Genomic DNA, 19756 nt, shown 5'->3' with positions numbered 1-19756 from the left:
CTTCTCTTTCTATTGAGCGAAATGTCCTGGTTTGCGCAGTGCCAGAGGCGCCGTCACCCCGGCATACACCTGAACCCACTCGCACTGGCCACTTGCTTGCCCTGCCCATCATACAGCCGCGCCCGCACTTCGGTGCCCAGGGTCGATTCCACCAGTTTGTAATGCTCGCCGGCCTTGAAGCCGCTGTAGCTGACATGCCCGTTGCAATCTTGCTGGTTGGAGTCGCCGGTGCTGTCTTCAAACAGGGTCACGTCCAGGCGGTGGGCGCCGGGGCGGACCTGGAAGTAGCGGCCGTCGTCGACGTTTTTGCCGTCCACGCGTTCGGCCATCAGGTCGCTGGGCGCTTCTTCTTCAAGGCTGATCCAAGCGTCGTTGGGGTCGGCCTTGGGCATCGGGCCGGCGCAGGCGGAAAGCGCCAGCACCAGGCTCAGGGCGGGAATCAGCAGCAGCGGTTTGGCATTCATGGCAGGTACCTCGGCAGTGAGAAGGAACACAGGGTGCGACCGCAAACGCCAGCCGCGCCGGATTGCCATCCAGCTTGGCGAGGCCCGGCAACGAGGACAAATGAATCCCCATGAAGGAAAGTTAAGGCCCAACCTAAAACTTCCTTCACCTGGCTGAAAGCCGCGTGTTAGGTGGGTCGCCGGAGACTGCAGAGCCTCGTTTCCGTCTCGGAGGTCCACCCATGCTCGGGCTGGTCAAGACCGCTCTGCTCAAGCCCTACACGTTTATCGTGCTGGCGATCTTCATCTGCATCATCGGGCCGCTGGCGGCCCTGCGTACGCCCACCGACGTGTTCCCGGACATCGGCATCCCGGTGGTGGCGGTGGTCTGGCAGTACAACGGCTTGTCGCCGGACGCCATGGCCGGCCGGGTGATCTACACCTACGAGCGCTCGCTGAGCACCACGGTCAACGACATCGAGCACATCGAGTCGCAGTCGCTGCCGGGCATGGGGATCGTCAAGATCTTCTTCCAGCCGGGGGTGGACATCCGCACCGCCAACGCCCAGGTCACCGCGGTGTCGCAAACGGTGCTCAAGCAGATGCCGCCGGGCATCACACCGCCGCTGATCCTCAACTACAGCGCCTCGACGGTGCCGATTTTGCAGATGGCGTTTTCCAGCCCGACCCTGTCCGAGGCGAAGATTCGCGACCTGGTGCAGAACAATATCCGCCTGCCCCTGAGCGCCCTGCCGGGCCTGGCGATGCCCACGCCCATGGGCGGCAAGCAGCGGCAAATCACCCTCGACCTCGATCCCCAGGCGCTGGCGGCCAAGGGCCTGTCCGCCCAGGACGTGGGCAACGCCCTGGCGGCGCAGAACCAGATCATCCCGGTGGGCACCGCCAAGCTGGGTGGCAATGAATACACGGTGCTGCTGAACAACAGCCCGAGTGCCATCGACGAGCTCAATGACCTGCCGATCAAGACCGTCGACGGCGCCTTGATCACCATCGGCCAGGTGGCCCACGTGCGTGACGGCGCGCCGCCGCAGACCAACATCGTGCGGGTCGACGGCCACCGCGCGGTGCTGATGCCGGCCCTGAAGAACGGCAATATCTCGACCCTGGCCATCGTCGATGGCATCCGCCAGATGCTGCCGCGCATCGATGAGACCCTGCCGCCAGCGCTGAAGACTTCGCTCTTGGGCGATGCCTCGGTGTTCGTCAAGCAGTCGGTGGGCAGCGTGGCCCAGGAAGGCATCATCGCCGCCCTGCTGACCAGCGCGATGATCCTGCTGTTCCTCGGCAGTTGGCGCTCGACGCTGATCATCGCCGCCTCGATTCCCCTGGCGGTGCTCGCCGCCATCGCCCTGCTGGCCGCCAGCGGCCAGACCCTCAACGTCATGACCCTGGGCGGCCTGGCCCTGGCGGTGGGGATCCTGGTGGACGACGCCACGGTGACCATCGAGAACATCAACTGGCACCTGGAACAGGGCAAGACGGTGAAGGACGCGATCCTCGACGGCGCCAAACAGATCGTCGGCCCGGCGTTCGTCTCGCTGCTGTGCATCTGCATCGTCTTCGTGCCGATGTTCCTGCTGCAGGGCATCGCCGGCTACCTGTTCCGGCCCATGGCCCTGGCGGTGATCTTCGCCATGGCCAGCTCTTTCCTGCTGTCGCGGACCCTGGTGCCGACCCTGGCCCTGTACCTGCTCAAGCCCCACATACCGGAGGCCGGGCCTGGCCATCACCCGGAAGATGCCTTCATCAACCACCACGAAGGCGAGCAGCACGCCCCGCCCCGGCATGCCCTGGTGCGCGCCCTGCTGGGGTTCCAGCAAGGCTTCGAGCGGCGTTTTTCCAATGTGCGCGACACCTACCACGGCCTGCTGCGACTGGCCTTGGCCAGGCGCCGGCCGTTCCTCCTGGGTTTCCTCGCCTGTGTACTGGCCTCCTTCGCACTGCTGCCGAGCCTGGGCCAGGACTTCTTCCCCGCCACCGATGCCGGGGCCCTGGCCTTGCATGTGCGCCTGCCCCTGGGCACGCGGATCGAGGAAAGCGCGGCGGCCTTCGACCGCATCGAAGCGCGAATCCGCGAGGTGATCCCGCCCGAGGAGCTGGACAGCGTGATCGACAACATCGGCATCCCCCTGAGCGGCATCGACATGGCCTACAGCAACAGCGGCACCATCGGCCCCCAGGATGGCGATATCCAGGTCACCCTCAAGCCCGGCCACGCCCCCACCGCCGATTACGTGAAGCGCTTGCGCGAGGCCCTGCCGGAGAGTTTCCCCGGTAGCCAGTTCGCCTTCCTGCCGGCGGACATCAGCAGCCAGATCCTCAATTTCGGCGCGCCGGCCCCGCTGGACGTGAAGATCTCCGGGCCTGACGATGCGGCCAACCGCGCCTATGCCCTGGAGCTGCAACGGCGCCTGCGCCACGTGCCGGGCATCGCCGACTTGCGCCTGCAGCAGTCCACCGGCTATCCGTCGCTGGCGGTCAAGGTCGATCGCCTGCGGGCCAACGGCCTGGGGATCACCGAGCGCGACGTGACCAACAGCATGGTCGCCTCCCTGGCCGGCAGTTCCCAGGTGGCGCCGACCTTCTGGCTCAACCCGAAGAACGGCGTGTCCTACTCCATCGTCGCCGCCACCCCGCAGTACCGCCTGGACAGCCTGCCAGCCCTGGAGGCCTTGCCGGTTACCGGCAGCAACGGCCAGGCGCAGATCCTCGGTGGCCTGGCGGACATCTCCCGCGTTGACAGCCCGGCGGTGGTCAGCCACTACAACATCCAGCCGACCCTGGACCTGTACGCCAACGTCCAGGGCCGCGACCTGGGCGCCGTGGCCCACGACATGCAACAGGTACTGGACGACGCCGCGGCCCTGCGGCCCAGGGGCGCCACGGTCAGCCTGCACGGGCAGATCGATGCCCTGCACCAGGCCTTCAGCGGCCTGAGCCTGGGGCTGCTGGGGGCTGTGGTGCTGATCTACCTGCTGATCGTGGTCAACTTCCAATCCTGGCTCGACCCGCTGGTGATCATCAGCGCGCTACCGGCGGCCCTGGCCGGCATCGTGTGGATGCTGTTCCTCAGCGGCACCTCGCTGTCGGTGCCGGCGCTGACCGGGGCCATCCTGTGCATGGGCGTGGCCACCGCCAACTCGATCCTGGTGGTGAGCTTCTGCCGCGAGCGCCTGGCGGAACACGGCGATGCCCTGCTGGCCGCCCTGGAAGCCGGCTACACGCGCTTTCGCCCGGTGTGCATGACCGCCCTGGCGATGATCATCGGCATGCTGCCCCTGGCCCTGTCCGAGGAGCAGAACGCGCCCCTGGGCCGGGCGGTGATCGGCGGCCTGCTGCTGGCCACCGTCGCCACCCTGATCTTTGTCCCCGTGGTCTTCAGCCTGGTCCACGGTCGCCGTTCCCACCCCGCTGTCGCTGGAGAAACCACCCATGTCGCCTGACCACACCCCTTCGCGCAAACGCCTGATGCTGCTGGGCATCGGCGGCTTGAGCCTGGCCGCCCTGCTGGTGGCCAGCGGCCTGGCCGCGCGCACCCGGCATGAGCGGGCCGTCGCCGCCTGGACCGAAACCGCCGCCGTGCCCCAAGTGCTGGCGGTGCAACCGCAACCCAACGCCCAGGGCGACAGCCTGCGCCTGCCGGCCCACCTGGAAGCCTGGAGCAAGGCGCCGATCCACGCCCGGGTCAGCGGCTACCTCAAGGACTGGAGCGCCGACATCGGCACCCAGGTCGCCGCCGGCCAGGTGCTGGCCCATATCGACAGCCCCGACCTGGACCAGCAAGTGGCCCAGGCCCGGGCACGGATGCTCCAGCAGCAAGCCACCGCGCGACTAGCGCAGACCACCGCCGCACGCTGGCAGAACCTGGTGGCCAGCCACTCGGTATCGCGCCAGGAAGCCGACGAAAAACGCGCCAACGCCACCGCCGCCCAGGCCAGTGCCGCAGCGGCCGCCGCCGACTACGCACGGCTCTCGGCCCTGGAGGACTACAAGACCATCCGCGCACCGTTCGCCGGCGTGGTTACGGCCCGCCATACCGACATCGGCCAGCTGGTCAAGGCCGACAGCGACAGCGATCCGCAACTGTTCGACCTGTCCGATACCCACAAGCTGCGGCTGTACGTACCCATTCCGCAAAACTACGCCAGCGTGATCCGCCCCGGCCTCACGGCCCGGCTGACGGTGCCCGAGCATCCCGGCCAGCAGTTCAGCGCCCAGTTGGTGGGCGACTCCTGCGCCGTCGATCCGCGTTCCGGCACGCTGCTGGCGCAGTTCGTCGCCGCCAACCCCGACGGCGCCCTGCATCCTGGCGACTACGCCGAAGCGAGCCTGGCGCTGGCGGCCGACACCCATGGCCTGAGCATCCCCGCCAGCGCCCTGATCTTCCGCGCCCAGGGCACCCAGGTGGCGCTCATCGACAGCGCAAAACACGTGCACCTGCGCAGCATCCATATCGGCCTGGACCTGGGCGACCGCCTGGTGATCGACCAGGGCCTGCAAGCCTCGGATCAGGTCATCGACAACCCGCCGGACGCCTTGCGCGAAGGCGACCTGGTGCAACTGGCCGAAGCCGGAGGTGCCCATGCGCCCAAGGCTTAAGCCCTTCGCCGCGCTGGTGCTGCTGGCGCTGCACGGCTGCTCCCTGGCGCCGCATTACCAGGCGCCGGAGGTGGCGTTGCCAGCGCAGTTTCGTGAACAGAGCGCCGCCGGGCCCTGGCACCCGGCCACGCCCCAGGCTCTCGACGCGCACTGGTGGCGGCTCTACCACGACCCACAACTCGACGACCTGCAACAGCGCCTGCTCCAGGCCAACCCGGATCTCGCCGCGGCCCTGGCCCACTACGACGGCGCCCAGGCCTACGCCAGCCAGCTGCATGCCGGGCTGTTCCCGCAGATCAGCGCCAGCGCCCAGCCCTTGCGCCAGCGCCAGTCGGACAGCCGACCGCTACGCGGCGGCAGCCAGCCCTCGGTGTACAACAGCAACAGCGCCGGCTTTGGCCTGGACTTCGACCTCGACCTCTGGGGCCGGTTGCGCAACCAGGCGCTGGCGGGCGATGCCCAGGCCCAGGCGTCCGGTGATGACCTGGCGGCGGCGCGCCTGAGCCTGCAACGCCAGCTGGCATTGCTCTATGTGCAACTGATCGGCCTGGACGCGCAAAGCCGGATTCTCAGCCGCTCCCTGGAAGACTACGGCCAGGCCCTGCAACTGACCCGTGACCGCTACCAGGGGCAGATCGCCTCGGAGCTGGACCTGACCCGGGCCCAGAGCCAGCTGGCCAATGCCGAGGCCGACCTGGACGAAGTCCGGGCCCAGCGCAACCTCACGGAACACGCCATCGGCGAGCTGGTGGGCGAACCGGCCAGCCAGTTCCGCCTGGCGCCCTCGGAACAACTGCTGGGCCTGCCGGAGGTCCCCAGGCAACTGCCCAGCAGCCTGCTGCAACGCCGGCCGGACATCGCCGCCGCCGAACGCCGGGTATTCGCCGCCAATGCCGGCATCGGCGTGGCGCGAGCGGCCTGGTACCCGGACTTCAGCCTCACCGGCCTGCTCGGCGGCCAGACCCAGGGCAGCGGTAACCTGCTGGCGGCGGGCAATCGCTACTGGGCCCTGGGCCCGCTGATGACCCTGCCGCTTTTCGACGGTGGCAGGCTCAGTGCCAACGAGCGCCAGGCCCATGCCGAATTCGAGGAGGCTGCGGCCCATTACCGGGGCCAAGTGCTGCGGGCGGTGCGCGAGGTGGAGGACAACCTGGGGCAACTGCGCGACCTGCAACAACAAGCGCTGGATCGGCAAGCGGCGGTGAATGCGGCGCTGCACACCCAGTCCCTGGCGATGAACAGCTACCAGGCGGGAGCCGTGAGCTACCTGGATGTGGTCACCGCGCAAACCGCCGCGCTGCAGGCCCAACGCAGCCTGCAAGCCCTGCAGACCCGCCAGTTGCAAGCCAGCGTCGGCCTGCTCACGGCATTGGGTGGAGGCTGGAGCCCCCTGTAGGAGCGAAGCTTGCTCGCGATGCTGGTTAACGGTAACGGGTGTCTACCGGATAAACGCGGGGGCTCTGAAGGCCATCGCGGGCAAGCCTCGCTCCTACTATTTCTTTAAACCCGCTTTTTACCCGCCATGGATTCTCATATATGACAGTTTCCGGGCGATCGGAAGCCCCGTTCTAGAGCATTTTGCCATCACCCAAAAATTCACTGGACATGTAACGTTCATTACATAACTATCGTTTTCTGCTTTTTATGAAACAAAAACTACACCCGACCTTCAAGGCGTGCCGATGCCTTCGCTCAGAACCCTGATCACCGACCCTGCCCTCGACCTGACGCCCTCCGAGCGCAAGGTGGTGCGAGCCCTGCTCGACCACTACCCACGCAACGGCCTGGGGCCCATGTCGCGCCTGGCCGAACATGCCGGGGTCAGCGATCCGACCATCGTGCGCCTGGTGAAAAAGCTCGGCTTCGGCGGCTACGGCGAATTCCAGGACGCCCTGCTCAGCGACATGGATGACCGCCTGCGTTCCCCCAGCACCCTGTTGCACCCCCGGGCCCAGGTGGCCCAGGGCGACACCTGGGGTCGCTACCTGGCCGGCAGCCAGCGCGCCCTGCAGGACACCCAGGCGCTGACCCAGCCCGAGGACATCCGCGTGCTCATGGACTGGCTGCTGGACAGCCGCCACTGCGTGCACTGCTTCGGCGGGCGCTTCAGCAGCTTCCTCGCCCAGTACCTGCTCAATCACCTGCGCCTGATGCGCCCGGGCTGTTTCTTTCTCGAAGACAACGCCCAACTGCCGGACCGCCTGTTCGATGTGCAACGCCAGGACGTGGTGCTGCTGTTCGACTACCGCCGCTACCAGTCCCAGGCCCTGCGGGTGGCCAGCGCGGTCAAGGCGCGCAACGCCCGGGTGGTGTTGTTCACCGATATCTACGCATCGCCGCTGCGCGAACTGGCGGACCTGATCATCAGCGCCCCGGTGGAGTCGCTGTCGCCCTTCGACACCCTGGTGCCGGCCTTGGCCCAGGTCGAGGCACTCATTGCCTGCATGACCCCGCGCAGTACCCATCTTGACCAACGCCTGGAGGGCATCGATGCCCTGCGGGCCGAATTCGCTACACACGTGCTGGAGGAGAAATAAGGATGTTCAGCCTGCCCCACCGTTCGCCACGGGACCTGCCCTTCGTCGTCGACCACACCGCCCTGCTGCTGGTGGACATGCAACGGGCCTGGCTCGAGCCGCAGTTCGACCCGCACCTGCAAGGCCCCGAGGGCGAGGCGTTCCTCAAGCGCGCCCGGGAGCAGGTGATCCCCAACCAGCAGAAGCTGTTGGCCGCCGTGCGCGAGGCCCGGCAAAACGTGCTGCACACCATCATCGAGAGCCTCACCGCCGATGGCCGCGACCGCTCCCTGGACCACAAGCTGTCGGACATGCACCTGCCCAAGGGCAGCCCGGAAGCGGCGATCATCGCTGAGCTCGAGCCGGTAGAAAACGAGATCGTGTTGCCCAAGACGTCGTCCGGCGTCTTCAACTCCACCAACATCGACTACGTGCTGCGCAACCTGGAGACTCGCCACCTGATCGTCGCCGGGATCGTCACCGACCAGTGCGTGGACATGGCCGTGCGCGATGCCGCCGACCGCGGCTACCTGGTGACCCTGGTGGAAGACGCCTGCGCCACCTACAGCGATGCCCGGCACCAGGCCTGCCTCAATGCGATCAAGGGCTACTGCTGGATCACCGACACCGCCACGGTGCTGGGCCGCCTGCGGGAGATCCGCGGGTGAGCCGGGGCCAGGGCGTCGAGGCCCTGAGCCCGGTGGCGATGACCAGCATCGTCACCACCGACCTGATCGGCGTCACCCGCGGACGCTCGTTTCCCAGCGATGAGCTGGAGCGCTATCGGCTCGGCGGTTGTGGCTGGGTGCCGGCCAACAGCGCACTGACACCCCAGGACCTGATCGCCGAGGACAACCCCTGGGGCGCCTATGGCGACCTGCGACTGATTCCTGACCTGGACAGCCGGGTCAGCGTCGGGGCCGGGCCCGACGCCTCGGCACCGCCGCTGGATTTCATCCACGCCGATATCCGCGAGACCGATGGCCAGCCCTGGGCCGCCTGCCCGCGCACCCTGTTGCGCAACGAACTGGCGGCCTACCAGGCCCTGGGCATCCAGGTCATCGCAGCGTTCGAGCATGAATTCAACCTCGACACCGGTAGCGGGCAGGCCGAGCACCTGGCCTTTTCCCTGCAGGCCCAGCGCCAGGGCGCGGACTTCGGCGGTTGGCTGCTGGCAGCCCTGCGCAGCGCCGGGGCCGAGCCGGAGATGTTCCTGCCCGAGTACGGCAAGCACCAATACGAAATCACCTGCCGCCCGACCCAGGGCCTGGCCGCCGCCGACCGGGCGGTGAACGTGCGCGAGATCACCCGCGAGATCGCCCGGCAGCTGGGACATCACGTCAGCTTCGCCCCCAAGACCGCCGAGAACGCGGTGTGCAACGGCGTGCACCTGCACCTGAGCCTGCAGGACCTGGAAGGCACCCCGCTGCTCTACGACCCGCAAGCGGTGAGCGGCGACGACCTCTCCAACCTGGGCCAGTACTGGGCCGCCGGGGTGCTCAAGCACCTGCCGGCGCTGTGCGCCTTCACCGCGCCAACGCCGATTTCCTATGCGCGCCTGCAGCCCCATCACTGGAGCGCCTCCTACGCCTGCCTGGGCCTGCGCAACCGCGAAGCCTCGCTGCGGATCTGCCCCACCGTGACCATCGGCGGCAAGGCCGCGGCGCCGCAGTACAACCTGGAGTTCCGTGCCCTGGACGCCACCGCCTCGCCGCACCTGGCCATGGCCGTGGTACTGATGGCCGGGCGCCTGGGCATCGAGCAACAACTGGCGCTGACCGCGGTGACCGACAAGGTCCCCGATGAACTGAGCGCCGAACAGCGCCTGGCCAGCGGCATTGTGCCGCTGCCCGGCACCCTGCCCCAGGCCCTGGATTGCCTGCGCGAGAACCGCGAGCTGCGGCAACTGCTGCCGCCATCGCTGCTGGATACCTATTTCGCCGTCAAACAAAAGGAAGTGTCCCTGACCGAACACCTGAACGCTGCCCAACTTTGTGAGCACTATGCACGCCTGTACTAAATCTGCCGAGCTGGGGTTGTATACCGAGCCGGCCTATCGCCTGTTCCGGGAAGACTCCGAGCATCCGCTGATTCTGGTGTGCGAGCACGCCAGCCACTATATTCCTCCCGCCCTGAACGACCTGGGGCTGGACCCGGTGGCGGCGCGCGAACACATCGCCTGGGACCCGGGCGCCCTGGAACTGGCCCAGAGCCTGTCCCAGGCCCTGGGGGCGACCCTGATCGCGGCCAACTACTCGCGCCTGCTGGTGGACCTCAACCGTCCACGGCATGCTCCCGACAGCATCCCGCTGCAAAGCGAGATCTACCAGGTCCCGGGCAACCAGCACCTGGACGAAGCCACCCGCGAGTATCGGCGCCAGCAATTGTTCACCCCGTTCCACCAGCGCTTGCAACGGATCATCGACCGGCGCCTGGCCCAGGGGCGTGAAGTGCGCGTGGTGGGTATCCACAGTTTTACCCCGGTGTACTACGGCCAGCCGCGGACGCTGGAAATCGGCGTGCTCTACGGCGGCGCCACCGCCTATGCCGCCCGGGTGCTGGAGGGCTTGTGGGCCCTGCCATTGAAAGTGGCGGGCAACCAGCCTTATGAAATCGACCCGTTGAGCGATATGACGGTACCGGTGCACGGCGATGCCCGGGGCCTGGAATCGATCCTGATCGAGGTGCGCAACGACTTGCTGCGTACCCCAGAGGCGGTACAACGCTGGAGCGATTGCCTGGCACCGCTGCTGTAGTACCTCGGGAGCACCGCAGGTCATCCCATAACGCTGTTAACAGGACTGCAATAACAATCAGAAAAACCGCTGTGGTGTGCCTTTGACCCTGCCAGGTTCAAACACCGGCCCGCGTCCCCAAGCGTCAATGACGACGCTCGCCGCGGGCTTTGCCCCCCTATTGGCTACAAGGAGAACTGCTTCATGGAGATTGAAGAATTCGGCTACAAACAGGAACTCAAGCGCGGGCTGACCCTGCGCGACCTGGTGGTCTACGGGATGATTTTCATGATTCCCATCGCCCCATTCGGGGTTTACGGCTACGTCAACCAGGAAGCCCCGGGCATGGTGCCCCTGGCCTACATCATCGGCATGGTGGCGATGGTCTTCACCGCCCTGAGCTACGGCGCCATGGCCCGCGCCTTTCCCATCGCCGGCTCGGTGTACTCCTATGCCCAGCGTGGCCTCAACCCCCACGTGGGGTTCCTCGCCGGCTGGCTGATGCTCCTGGACTACCTGCTGATCCCGCCATTGCTCTATGTCTACGCGGCCATGGCGCTCAACCACCTGTACCCGGAAGTGCCCAAGGTCGGCTTCATCCTGGCGTTCCTGGTCAGCGCCACCTTCGTCAACCTGCGGGGCATCACCTTCACCGCGCGGATGAACATCCTGTTCCTGCTGGCGCAGCTGGTGGTCCTGGGGATCTTCCTGTTCTACGCCTGGAACGCCCTGCACGGCGGCACCGGCCACGGCCAACTGACCCTGGCGCCGCTCTACAGCCCGGAAAACTTCCACTTCGGCATGCTGATGCAGGGTGTGTCGATCGCGGTGCTGTCGTTCCTGGGTTTCGACGCCATCTCGACCCTGGCCGAAGAGGTCAAGGGCGACCCGGGCCGCAGCGTCGGGCGCGCCGCGCTGATCACCCTGGTGGTGATGGGCGCGATCTTCGTGGTGCAGACCTGGATCGCCACTGACCTGGCCGCCGGCATGGGCTTCAAGTCCGCCGATACCGCGTTCTACGAGATCGCCGAGCTGGCTGCCGGCAGCTGGCTGGCGACCGTCACCGGGGTCGCCACGGCGCTGGCCTGGGGCGTGGCGGTGGCCATCACCTCGCAAGCCGCCGTGTCGCGCCTACTGTTCGGCATGGCCCGCGATGGCAAGCTGCCCAAGGTGCTGGCCAAGGTCCACCCCAAGCACAACACCCCGCACATCAGCATCTACCTGGTGGCGCTGTTGTCGCTGCTGATCTGCTACCTGTTCATCAACTCGGTGGACACCCTGACCTCGCTGGTCAACTTCGGTGCCCTGAGCGGCTTCATGCTGCTGCACATCACGGTGATCAACTTCTACTGGCGCCGGCAGAAGTCCGGTCAGGTGGTGCGCCACCTGATCTGCCCGTCGATCGGTTTCGTGATCGTTTGCGCCATCATGTACAACATGGGCGTGGATGCGCAGAAACTTGGCGCGATCTGGGTGGTCGCAGGATTGATCTATCTGTTTTTGCTCAACCGGCTGGGCAGCGGTGCCGCCCTGCCCGATCCGCTCAAACAGTAGTGTCGCCGGTGCCGCCCCCAGGGTGCGGCACCCACTGTGCACCACCGGCAACTGCGGTGCGCAGCCAGGCTGCCACGAGAGCGGCCATGAAACTGCGTGGTAATCGACAGTGATGTCTGGCCGCACCGACAGGCGCGGCCCTTGATACAGGAGTACCCCCATGCTGGCCTTGCGTCCCGTGGCGTTATCCGATTTGCCCCAACTGCGGCGCCTGACCCGCGAACGCCTGCTGGGCGCCACATCGCTGGTGGATGACGAAAGCTGCCTGCGCAGGAAGATTCTCAACTCGCAGGCGTCCTTCGCCAGGCAGGAAGCCGGCCGCGGACCGGAAAACTACTTCTTCGTCCTCGAGGACCTGGACACCGGGCAACTGCACGGCTGTTCCGACATCCTCGCCACCACCGGCTTCAGCGAACCCTTCTACAGCCTGCGCAACCGGCCTTTCGTCAGCAGCTCCCGCGAGTTGAACATCCAGCATGGCGTACCGACCCTGTCGCTGTGCCACGACCTCAACGGCCAGACCCTGCTGCGCAGCTTCCACCTGGATGCGCACCTGAGCGGCACGCCCATCGCCCAACTGGCATCCAGGGCCCGCCTGCTGTTCATCGCCGCCCACCCGCAACGCTTCGCCGAGAGCTGCATCAGCGAGATCATCGGCTACAGCAGCGAGGCCGGCGAATCACCCTTCTGGGAAGCGGTGGGCCAACACTTCTTCGACCTGCCCTATATCGAGGCCGAGCGCGTGTGCGCCCTGCAAGGCCGTGGGTTCCTGGCCGAGCTGATGCCCCAGTACCCGATCTATATCCCGATGCTTTCGCAGGCGGCCCAGGATTGCATCGGCCGGATCCATCCCGCTGCCCGGGAAGCCTGTGACATCCTGGTCGACGAAGGCTTCTCGCCCACCCAGTATGTCGACCTGTTCGACGCCGGGCCGACCCTGCAGGCACGCAATAACGAGCTACGCTCGATCATTCAGAGCCGGGTCGCCGCCACTTGCTCGCAACCGCAAAGCGGCCAGGGCCGGCCATGGCTGCTGAGCAACGAACGGCTGGAGGATTTTCGGGCGCTGATCGCCCCCCTGGACGAAGCCCCCGGCGACATCGTGGGCCTGGACCCAAGCGTGCTGCAGGCGTTGCGCCTGGTCCCCGGCGAAGTTGTGCGAGGCGTGGCCTTATGAACCGCGCTGGATTTCGACACGTGCCTCAATCGCTGCAAGGAGTTCGCCGATGATCGTGCGCCCGATCCGCATCAACGACCTGTCGGCAGTGCTGAGCCTGCTCAAGGGCTGCTGCCGTGAGCTGGACGACCTGAGCAGCGATCCCGAGCGCCTGGCCCACAGGATCCGCTGGGCACAGCGGACATTCGCCAGCCAGGTGGAACGCGCCGATGCCGACTACTTGTTCGTGCTTGAAGATGACGACCAGCAGGTAATCGGTATCTGCGGCCTGAGCGGTGCCATCGGCCTGCGCGAGCCCTGCTACAACTACCGGGTGGGCATCACTCGTGGCAGCGCCCCGGGGCTGGGGATCGAGAAGCAGATCCCGACCCTGTTCCTGTGCAACGAAATGACCGGACAATCCCAACTCTGCTCGTTGTTCCTGCGCCAGGACCAGCGCCAGGGCCATGCCGCACGCTTGTTGTCCACCGCACGCTTGCTGTTCGTCGCCGAGTACCCGGCGCTGTTCGGCGACAAGCTGGTGGTCGAACTGCGTGGCCAGGTCGACAGCGAGGGTGCCTCGCCATTCTGGGACAGCCTGGGGCGGCATTTCTTCAAGATGGATTTCCAACAGGCCAATCGCCTGTCCAGCCAGGGGGGCAAGGCCTCCATCGCTGAACTCATGCCGCGCCAGCCGCTCTACACCTGCCTGCTCAGCCCTACCGCCCAGGCCGCCATTGGCCAGGCCCACGCCAGCACCGATCAAGCGGTCGGCATCCTGCGCGAGGAAGGCTTCAACCACCAGGGCTGCATCGACATCTTCGATGGCGGGCCGGTGATCGAGGCCCAGGTGATGAACATCCGCAGCGTCCGCGAAAGCCGGACCCTGCCGTTGCTGGTGGGCAGCCTGGACGAACAGGCGCCGCTGTGGCTGATCTACAACCGCCGCCTGGAAACATGCCGCATCACCGCAGCCCCCGGGCGCCTGGTCGCCGGTTGCCTGCTGGTGGACCGCCAGACCGCCAAGCACCTGCAACTGCAGCCCGGCGATACCGTGCGCGCCGTACCGCTGCTGGCCTGCCTCTCCGAGAGCAGCAACCAGACCCAGGTGCGCACCTCCCCCGCCACCGCCTGGTAACGCCGGCCCCGCCCGTGTAGCCACTGCCGCAGGCGCAAGCTTGGCCCCGCGCTGAAGCCCCTGCGGGGCTTTGCGCAGCCTCGCAGGCTCGACGGCGGCTACAGGGCTGCGGATGATGGGTGCCAGCGCCTACAGGATTGACGAACGGCAGGACGGATGTTCAGATGCCGCCCTGTTTCAGGTGCCTCACGCCGCCGTGCGTGAGGTGAAACGGGAAACCGGTGCGCCCCCAGGGGCAAGTCCGGTGCTGCCCCCGCAACGGTAAGCGAGTGCTGCATTCAACACGCCACTGTACCCAAGGTATGGGAAGGCGAATGCAGCCAGCCTCGCAAGCCCGGAGACCGGCCTGAAGCATCTGTTTGGCAATCCTGCGGTGGGCGGGCATGGGCCGGTGTGGGCGCGTGCGCGTGCCTGCCACCTTCTCCCTGCGTGCTTCCCGAAGACACTTTCGAGAAGACCAAGAATGACAACAACAGACACTTCCCTTGCGCGCGACTGGCGAGCTCCGCGCCGTTCCATGGGCGGCGCCCTGCTCGGCTGCCTGTTCAGCCCCTGGCTGCTGGCGGACGACACCTCCCTGAAGCTGGACCAGCAGTTCGTGTCCGCCCCGTCGGTGGAGTCCACCACCGTGGCCGAAATGGCCAAGTACGGCAGCAAGGTGGAAATCATCGATCGCCAGCAGATCGAACGCGCCGGCCCCAGCAGCGACATCACCCGGGTCCTGCAGATGTACGTGCCGGGCCTCTACGTGGCGCCCAAGAACGGCCCCTTCGACTACGGCACCTATTCGCTGCTGGGCGGGCGCAACGATGACACGCTGATCCTGCTCGATGGCGTGCGCCTGAACAACCGCCTGTACGGCGGCCTGTACCTGGATACCCTGCCAGCCAACGCCATCGAGCGCATCGAAGTGCTCAAGGGCGGCCAGAGCCTGCTGTTCGGCACCCAGGCGGTGTCCGGGGTGATCAACATCGTCACCCGCAGCCCGCAGACCCGCGACGCCTCCGGCGAAGTCAACCTGGGCCTGGACAGCTTCATGGGCAGGAGCGGCGATGCCCGGGTGGAACGCATCGTCAGCAACGGCCTGGGCGACCTGGGCTTGCTGGCCTATGCCAGCCACAACGTTTCCGACGGCTACCAGCCGTTTCGCAACAGCGCCTACAACACCAGCACCCGTGACAAGAAGCGTTCCTATGAGGTGACCACCTTCGGCGCCAAGGCGATCCAGGGGTTCGGCGACGACTCGCGCCTGGAGCTGTTCTACCAGTACACCGACGCCAACCTGGATTTTGCCCGCGCCGCGAACAACAAGAAGACCACCAACGACCGGGTCCAGCAGATCGCCACCGCCACCTTCGAGCAACGCCTGGGCGAGCGCTTCAGCTACTTCGTCAAGGGCCATGTCAACGATTGGGACACGCGCTACACCCGTATCAACAGCAACGATGATGGCGGCATCAAGGTCATCAACCACAACGACTACTGGGGCTTCACCGACTGGGGCGTGCAAGCCGAGGGCAAGGCCGAGCTGGACGGCGGCCATGTGCTGGTGTTCGGCACCGACAACCAGTGGTTCAAGGGCCAGGACGACGTACTCAAGATCGACGACAACAAGGCCCAGGCCAACGCCCTGTATACCCAGTTGCGCCCGGTGTTCGAAGCCCTGCCGGACTGGCACTCGAGCATTGGCGTGCGCCACGAGAAAATCAGCGGCGGCGAGAGCGCCACGGTGGGCATGCTCACCTCGCTGTACGACCTCACGCCCAACTGGCAATTGCGCGGCCAGTACGGCAATGCCTTCAAGCTGCCCAACGCCGAGCAATTGTTCGCCAACGAGCCCAATGAAAAAGGCAACCGCAACCTCAAGCCGGAAAAGAGCGTCAACGCCGAACTGGGCCTGGACTACAAGGGCAGCCTGCTGGCCGGTGAATTCAATGCCAGCATCACCGCCTACCGGCGCAAGATCGACGACCTGATTGCCCTGGACAACAAACAATTCGTCAACGGTGACAGCCAGGTCAGGGTCCGGGGCATCGAGGTGGACGGACGCTGGCAGTTCAGCCCGCAATGGAACCTGTCCGCCGACATGACCCGCAACCTGGTCGAGTCACGCAACGTGACCCTGAGCAACATCCCCGGGTTCTTCGCCCGCTCGCGCCTGGGCTTCGAATCGCAGGACCGCCTGTGGGGCGTGGGCGGCGCGATTCGCTATATCGGCCAGATCGACAGTCCACGCAAGCTCGACTACGGCCATTACTCGGTGGTGGATGCCGACGCTTATCGCTACCTCGACACGGCCCAGCAGCATCGCCTGAGCCTGCTGGTGGAGAACCTGTTCGACCGCGACTACACCACCAGCATGACCAGCGATAGACCGGCGCTGGACAACCTGGGGCGCCCCTTCACCACCGAAGTGCGCTACACCTACCGCTTCTGAGGCCGACCGCCATGCATGAACACTATCAACGGGTGTTGTTCGTCGGTCCCGGCCTGCTGGGTGGCACCCTCGGCCAGGCCTTCTGTCGCGAGCTCGAAGGCCTGCGCGACGACAGCGTCGAGACCCGGGTGATCGATACCCTGGATGGCTTCGACAGCCTCTGGGCGGCCCTGGACGAAACGCTGGCCAAGGCTGGCGCGGCGTTGCTGGTGGTGGACCTGGAGCCCAGCTCCGACAGCGCCTATCTGGACTGGCTGCGCGATGAACTGGGACGCCGCGCCCGTGCCCACTCCCAGGCGCCACGGCTGTGGGTCACCGCCCAGGCCCTGGGTCGCCGGGGGCTGGATGCGGCCCTGGCCTGGACCAGCATCGCCCAGCGCGAACGCCACCTGCCATGCGACCAGGTCAACCCGGTGGCCAGCGATCCGGACTGGTCGCAGGTGCCGCCCCACGCCCGCCAGGTATTGCTCTGCACCGGCCCGCGCTGTGTCCGGCGCGGCGCCCTGCCCTTGTGGAAGACCCTGCGTCGCGAGCTGCTGCGCCTTGATCTCATGGAGAAGCCCGGGGGCGTGCTGCTGACCCGCACCGCCTGCCAGTTCCCCTGCAACCTGGGACCGGTGCTCACCGTGCACCCGGATGGCTGCTGGTACCGGGTCGAGAACGACAGCCAGGTGCTGCAACTGGTGGAGAGGCACCTGCTGGCCGGCGAGCCCGTCGCCCAGTTGCAGATTGCCGCACCGTATGGAGTACCCACCGATGCCTAGGACAGCCCGGGCCAGGTGCCTGGCCATCCTGCTGTGGCTGGCCAGTGGGCCGGCCCTGGCCGGCAGCTACGAAAACTGCGGCAAGAGCTGGCCCAGCCCCGGCACGCCGCAGCGCATCGTCGCCCTCAACCAGCACAGCGCCGACCTGCTGCTGGCCCTGGGCGCCGGGCCGGCGCTGATCGGCGTCGCCTACCTGGACGACGATGGCCAGGCCATGGCCCAGGGGCAATACCACGGGGTGCCGGTGATCGCCCGCCAATACCCGTCGGCCGAGGTGCTGTACAGCCTCAAGCCCGACCTGGTGGTGGGCGGTTTCGCCTCGGCCTTCCCCGACAACTTCAGCTCCCGCGAGCGCCTGGGCGCCATCGGTGTCGGCAGCTACCTGCTGGAGTCGGCCTGCGCCGGGCATGACGAGGACTACTTCGGGCACATCCGCCGCGACCTGCTGACCCTGGGCCAGTTGTTGGGCAAGCAGGAACGGGCCCAGCAGTTGATCGCCCAGATGGATAGCGACCTCGCCTCGGCCCGGGCCCTGTACCAGGACCAACCCCAGCCCTCGGTGTTCTACCTGGACAGCGAGGTCAGCGGCCTGGCCAGCCAGGGCCGACGGGGTTTTGTCGGGGTGTTGCTGCAAGCTGCCGGAGCCCGCAACAGCTTCGCCGCCATCGACCGCCCGCGCCTGGTGGTAGACAGCGAGACCCTGCTGGCCAATGACCCGGAAGTGATGCTGCTGGCCGATGCCCTGTGGTCGCCGGCCGCACGCAAGCGCCGCCTGCTGCAGGGCGATCCGGTGCTGTCGCGGCTGCGGGCAGTGCGCGAGCAACGCCTGATCGACATCCCCTTCACCCAGCTGGTCCCCGGTATCGCCAGCGCCCGCACCGCCCTGGAACTGGCCCGGCGCCTGCACCCGCCGCAGGATTGAACGCACAGCGAGAGCGGCCCTGCGCCGCAGGCTGCCCACGGCCGCGCAACGAACGCAAAACGTGAGCGCGACACCATCGCCGCAAGCCCCTTCGGGCCTGGGCGCAGCTTCGCAGGCTCAGCTGCGGCTACAGGGAGTTGAGCAGGTGCCGTTGTGGCGGGTGGCAGCTGACGTTGTTGCGCCCGCAGGTCTTGGCCGCATACAGCGCCTGGTCGGCGTCGTGGAGCCAGCCCATGGCTTCTTCATGCCGGGAGTCGAAGGCGGCCAGGCCGATGCTCAGGCTGACCTGCAAGGCCGGGGTCTGCTCGTAGCCCAGGGCGCCGAAACGCCCGCGCAGCGCCTCCATCAACTCGGCGGCATGCTCCAGGGGGACATCCGGCAGGATCACGCAGAACTCGTCACCGCCATAGCGGCCGGCCTGGTCGCTGATGCGCAGGTTCTGGCGCAGCAGCTTGCTCAACTGGCGCAGCACCACATCGCCGGCCACATGGCCGTAGGTGTCGTTGATGGCCTTGAAATGATCGATATCGATCAGGGCGATGGCGCCGCCATGGTCCTGGCGCTTGCAGCGCTGGAACTCGATCTCCAGCTGGTCCTTCCAGGCGCCGTGGTTGAGCAACCCGGTCAGGCTGTCGGTACGGCTCAACGCCAACAGCTCGCGCTTGTGCCGGGCCAGGGTCACCGCCTGCTGGTAGCAGATGTATCCCAGGACCAGCGGGTACAAGGTCAACATCGGCAGGCAGGCATACAGCTGCTCGGGCGAGGTGCGGGCAGCGAAGGCGAAACCAAAGATCCCCAGGCCCAGGCCAATGCCCAACAGTTGGGCCACGCAGCCAGCGAGAAAGAACCGCACCCCGCCCATGGCGATATTGTTCATGGCCATCATGCCCAGGGTGGTGGCCAGCGGCAGCGGATTGAACTGCATGGCCGCGACCCAGAAGCCCCCCAGCAGCGAATCCACCAGCAGGTTGCGGTATTCGGCGCGAAACGGCTGTCGGGCCAGGCGCGCCCACTGGTAGGCCAGGTGTGGCCAGGCGAAGGCGTTGAACAACATGAAGCCCCAGACCCAGGGCGCTGGCTGCAAGGGCGCCATGCCCTCGACAACGCAGAAGAACCCCAGGGCCAGCCCCAGGGTGCGCGAGCGGTAGAGCCTCCTGGCCAACGACAATCCCTTCCCTCTGGTGTACTGCTCAGGGGCCAAATCGCCTCCGTCCAGCGTTGGGAAAGATGCAACGAGCGGATAGGAATCAACCGGTGCATGCCGATCGATGCGAACTCAAAACGCCATCATCCATACAGGCCTGTTTTACCAGCCTCGGCGCGGTTGTTCGGGAATATTTGGCTATAACCGCAAGGCCCTCGATAACCAATTTTCCAGGAGCCCTGGCCGTAGCCTCCAGCTCCATGGCCAAAGTGGCTGCCGGCCCTGGCTGTCGCCGGGGGCCATGCAGTCGTTTGCAGAATGAAGTTC

The 19756-nt window shown here is 66.6% G+C and carries 15 protein-coding genes and 1 riboswitch; of the genes, 13 read left to right on the top strand and 2 right to left on the bottom strand.

Annotated elements, in window-relative coordinates; all coding sequences use genetic code 11:
* Positions 1-53 precede the first annotated feature (53 nt).
* Positions 54-464, bottom strand: a complete 411-nt coding sequence (locus I9018_RS12770) for a hypothetical protein (RefSeq protein ID WP_152898092.1) — start codon at positions 462-464, stop codon at positions 54-56.
* Between the two features lie 221 nt (positions 465-685).
* Between I9018_RS12770 and I9018_RS12765 the strand changes: the two genes are divergently transcribed.
* The 13 genes from I9018_RS12765 (at position 686) to I9018_RS12705 (ending at position 18285) form a co-directional block, all read left to right on the top strand.
* Positions 686-3907 (top strand): efflux RND transporter permease subunit, encoded by a 3222-nt coding sequence (locus tag I9018_RS12765; protein WP_241109666.1) that lies wholly within the window; start codon positions 686-688, stop codon positions 3905-3907.
* The gene (locus I9018_RS12760; protein WP_241109665.1) at positions 3897-5063 is read left to right on the top strand and encodes an efflux RND transporter periplasmic adaptor subunit; all 1167 of its coding nucleotides are present in this window, start codon (positions 3897-3899) and stop codon (positions 5061-5063) included. Before I9018_RS12765 ends, I9018_RS12760 begins: the two co-directional genes overlap by 11 nt.
* Positions 5047-6459: an efflux transporter outer membrane subunit gene (locus I9018_RS12755; RefSeq protein ID WP_241109664.1), complete on the top strand. Its 1413-nt coding sequence runs from the start codon at positions 5047-5049 to the stop codon at positions 6457-6459. The genes I9018_RS12760 and I9018_RS12755 overlap by 17 nt, the downstream gene beginning before the upstream one ends.
* 286 nt (positions 6460-6745) lie before the next feature.
* Positions 6746-7600, top strand: a complete 855-nt coding sequence (locus I9018_RS12750; RefSeq protein WP_124346552.1) for a MurR/RpiR family transcriptional regulator — start codon at positions 6746-6748, stop codon at positions 7598-7600.
* A 2-nt stretch (positions 7601-7602) separates the two neighbouring features.
* Positions 7603-8247 (top strand): isochorismatase family cysteine hydrolase, encoded by a 645-nt coding sequence (locus I9018_RS12745; RefSeq protein WP_022643667.1) that lies wholly within the window; start codon positions 7603-7605, stop codon positions 8245-8247.
* Positions 8244-9599, top strand: a complete 1356-nt coding sequence (locus I9018_RS12740) for a glutamine synthetase family protein (protein WP_277398103.1) — start codon at positions 8244-8246, stop codon at positions 9597-9599. Before I9018_RS12745 ends, I9018_RS12740 begins: the two co-directional genes overlap by 4 nt.
* Positions 9583-10335, top strand: a complete 753-nt coding sequence (locus tag I9018_RS12735) for an N-formylglutamate amidohydrolase (RefSeq protein WP_068586397.1) — start codon at positions 9583-9585, stop codon at positions 10333-10335. The genes I9018_RS12740 and I9018_RS12735 overlap by 17 nt, the downstream gene beginning before the upstream one ends.
* 183 nt (positions 10336-10518) lie before the next feature.
* Positions 10519-11868, top strand: a complete 1350-nt coding sequence (locus tag I9018_RS12730) for an APC family permease (protein ID WP_068586400.1) — start codon at positions 10519-10521, stop codon at positions 11866-11868.
* Positions 11869-12028: 160 nt separating this feature from the next.
* On the top strand, positions 12029-13045 hold the full coding sequence (locus tag I9018_RS12725; protein WP_124346550.1) for an arginine N-succinyltransferase: 1017 nt from the start codon (positions 12029-12031) through the stop codon (positions 13043-13045).
* Between the two features lie 49 nt (positions 13046-13094).
* Positions 13095-14162 (top strand): arginine N-succinyltransferase, encoded by a 1068-nt coding sequence (locus I9018_RS12720; protein ID WP_241109663.1) that lies wholly within the window; start codon positions 13095-13097, stop codon positions 14160-14162.
* Positions 14163-14324: 162 nt separating this feature from the next.
* Positions 14325-14527: riboswitch (cobalamin riboswitch) on the top strand.
* 152 nt (positions 14528-14679) lie between these two features.
* Positions 14680-16599, top strand: a complete 1920-nt coding sequence (locus I9018_RS12715) for a TonB-dependent receptor (protein WP_241110137.1) — start codon at positions 14680-14682, stop codon at positions 16597-16599.
* A gap of 11 nt (positions 16600-16610) precedes the next feature.
* The gene (locus I9018_RS12710) at positions 16611-17363 is read left to right on the top strand and encodes a (2Fe-2S) ferredoxin domain-containing protein (protein ID WP_241109662.1); all 753 of its coding nucleotides are present in this window, start codon (positions 16611-16613) and stop codon (positions 17361-17363) included.
* Entirely contained in the window at positions 17356-18285 is a 930-nt protein-coding gene (locus I9018_RS12705; protein WP_241109661.1) for an ABC transporter substrate-binding protein, read from the top strand. Before I9018_RS12710 ends, I9018_RS12705 begins: the two co-directional genes overlap by 8 nt.
* Positions 18286-18412: 127 nt before the next feature.
* Here the strand turns inward: I9018_RS12705 and I9018_RS12700 are convergent, their stop codons facing one another.
* Positions 18413-19486, bottom strand: a complete 1074-nt coding sequence (locus tag I9018_RS12700) for a diguanylate cyclase (RefSeq protein ID WP_241109660.1) — start codon at positions 19484-19486, stop codon at positions 18413-18415.
* Positions 19487-19756 lie beyond the last annotated feature (270 nt).

Origin of the sequence: Pseudomonas sp. MPFS, assembly GCF_022537035.1 — a bacterium.
Classification (GTDB): domain Bacteria; phylum Pseudomonadota; class Gammaproteobacteria; order Pseudomonadales; family Pseudomonadaceae; genus Aquipseudomonas; species Aquipseudomonas sessilinigenes.
The sequence above is the reverse complement of the archived record's forward strand: the minus strand, read 5'-3'. Positions and strand labels throughout refer to the sequence as shown.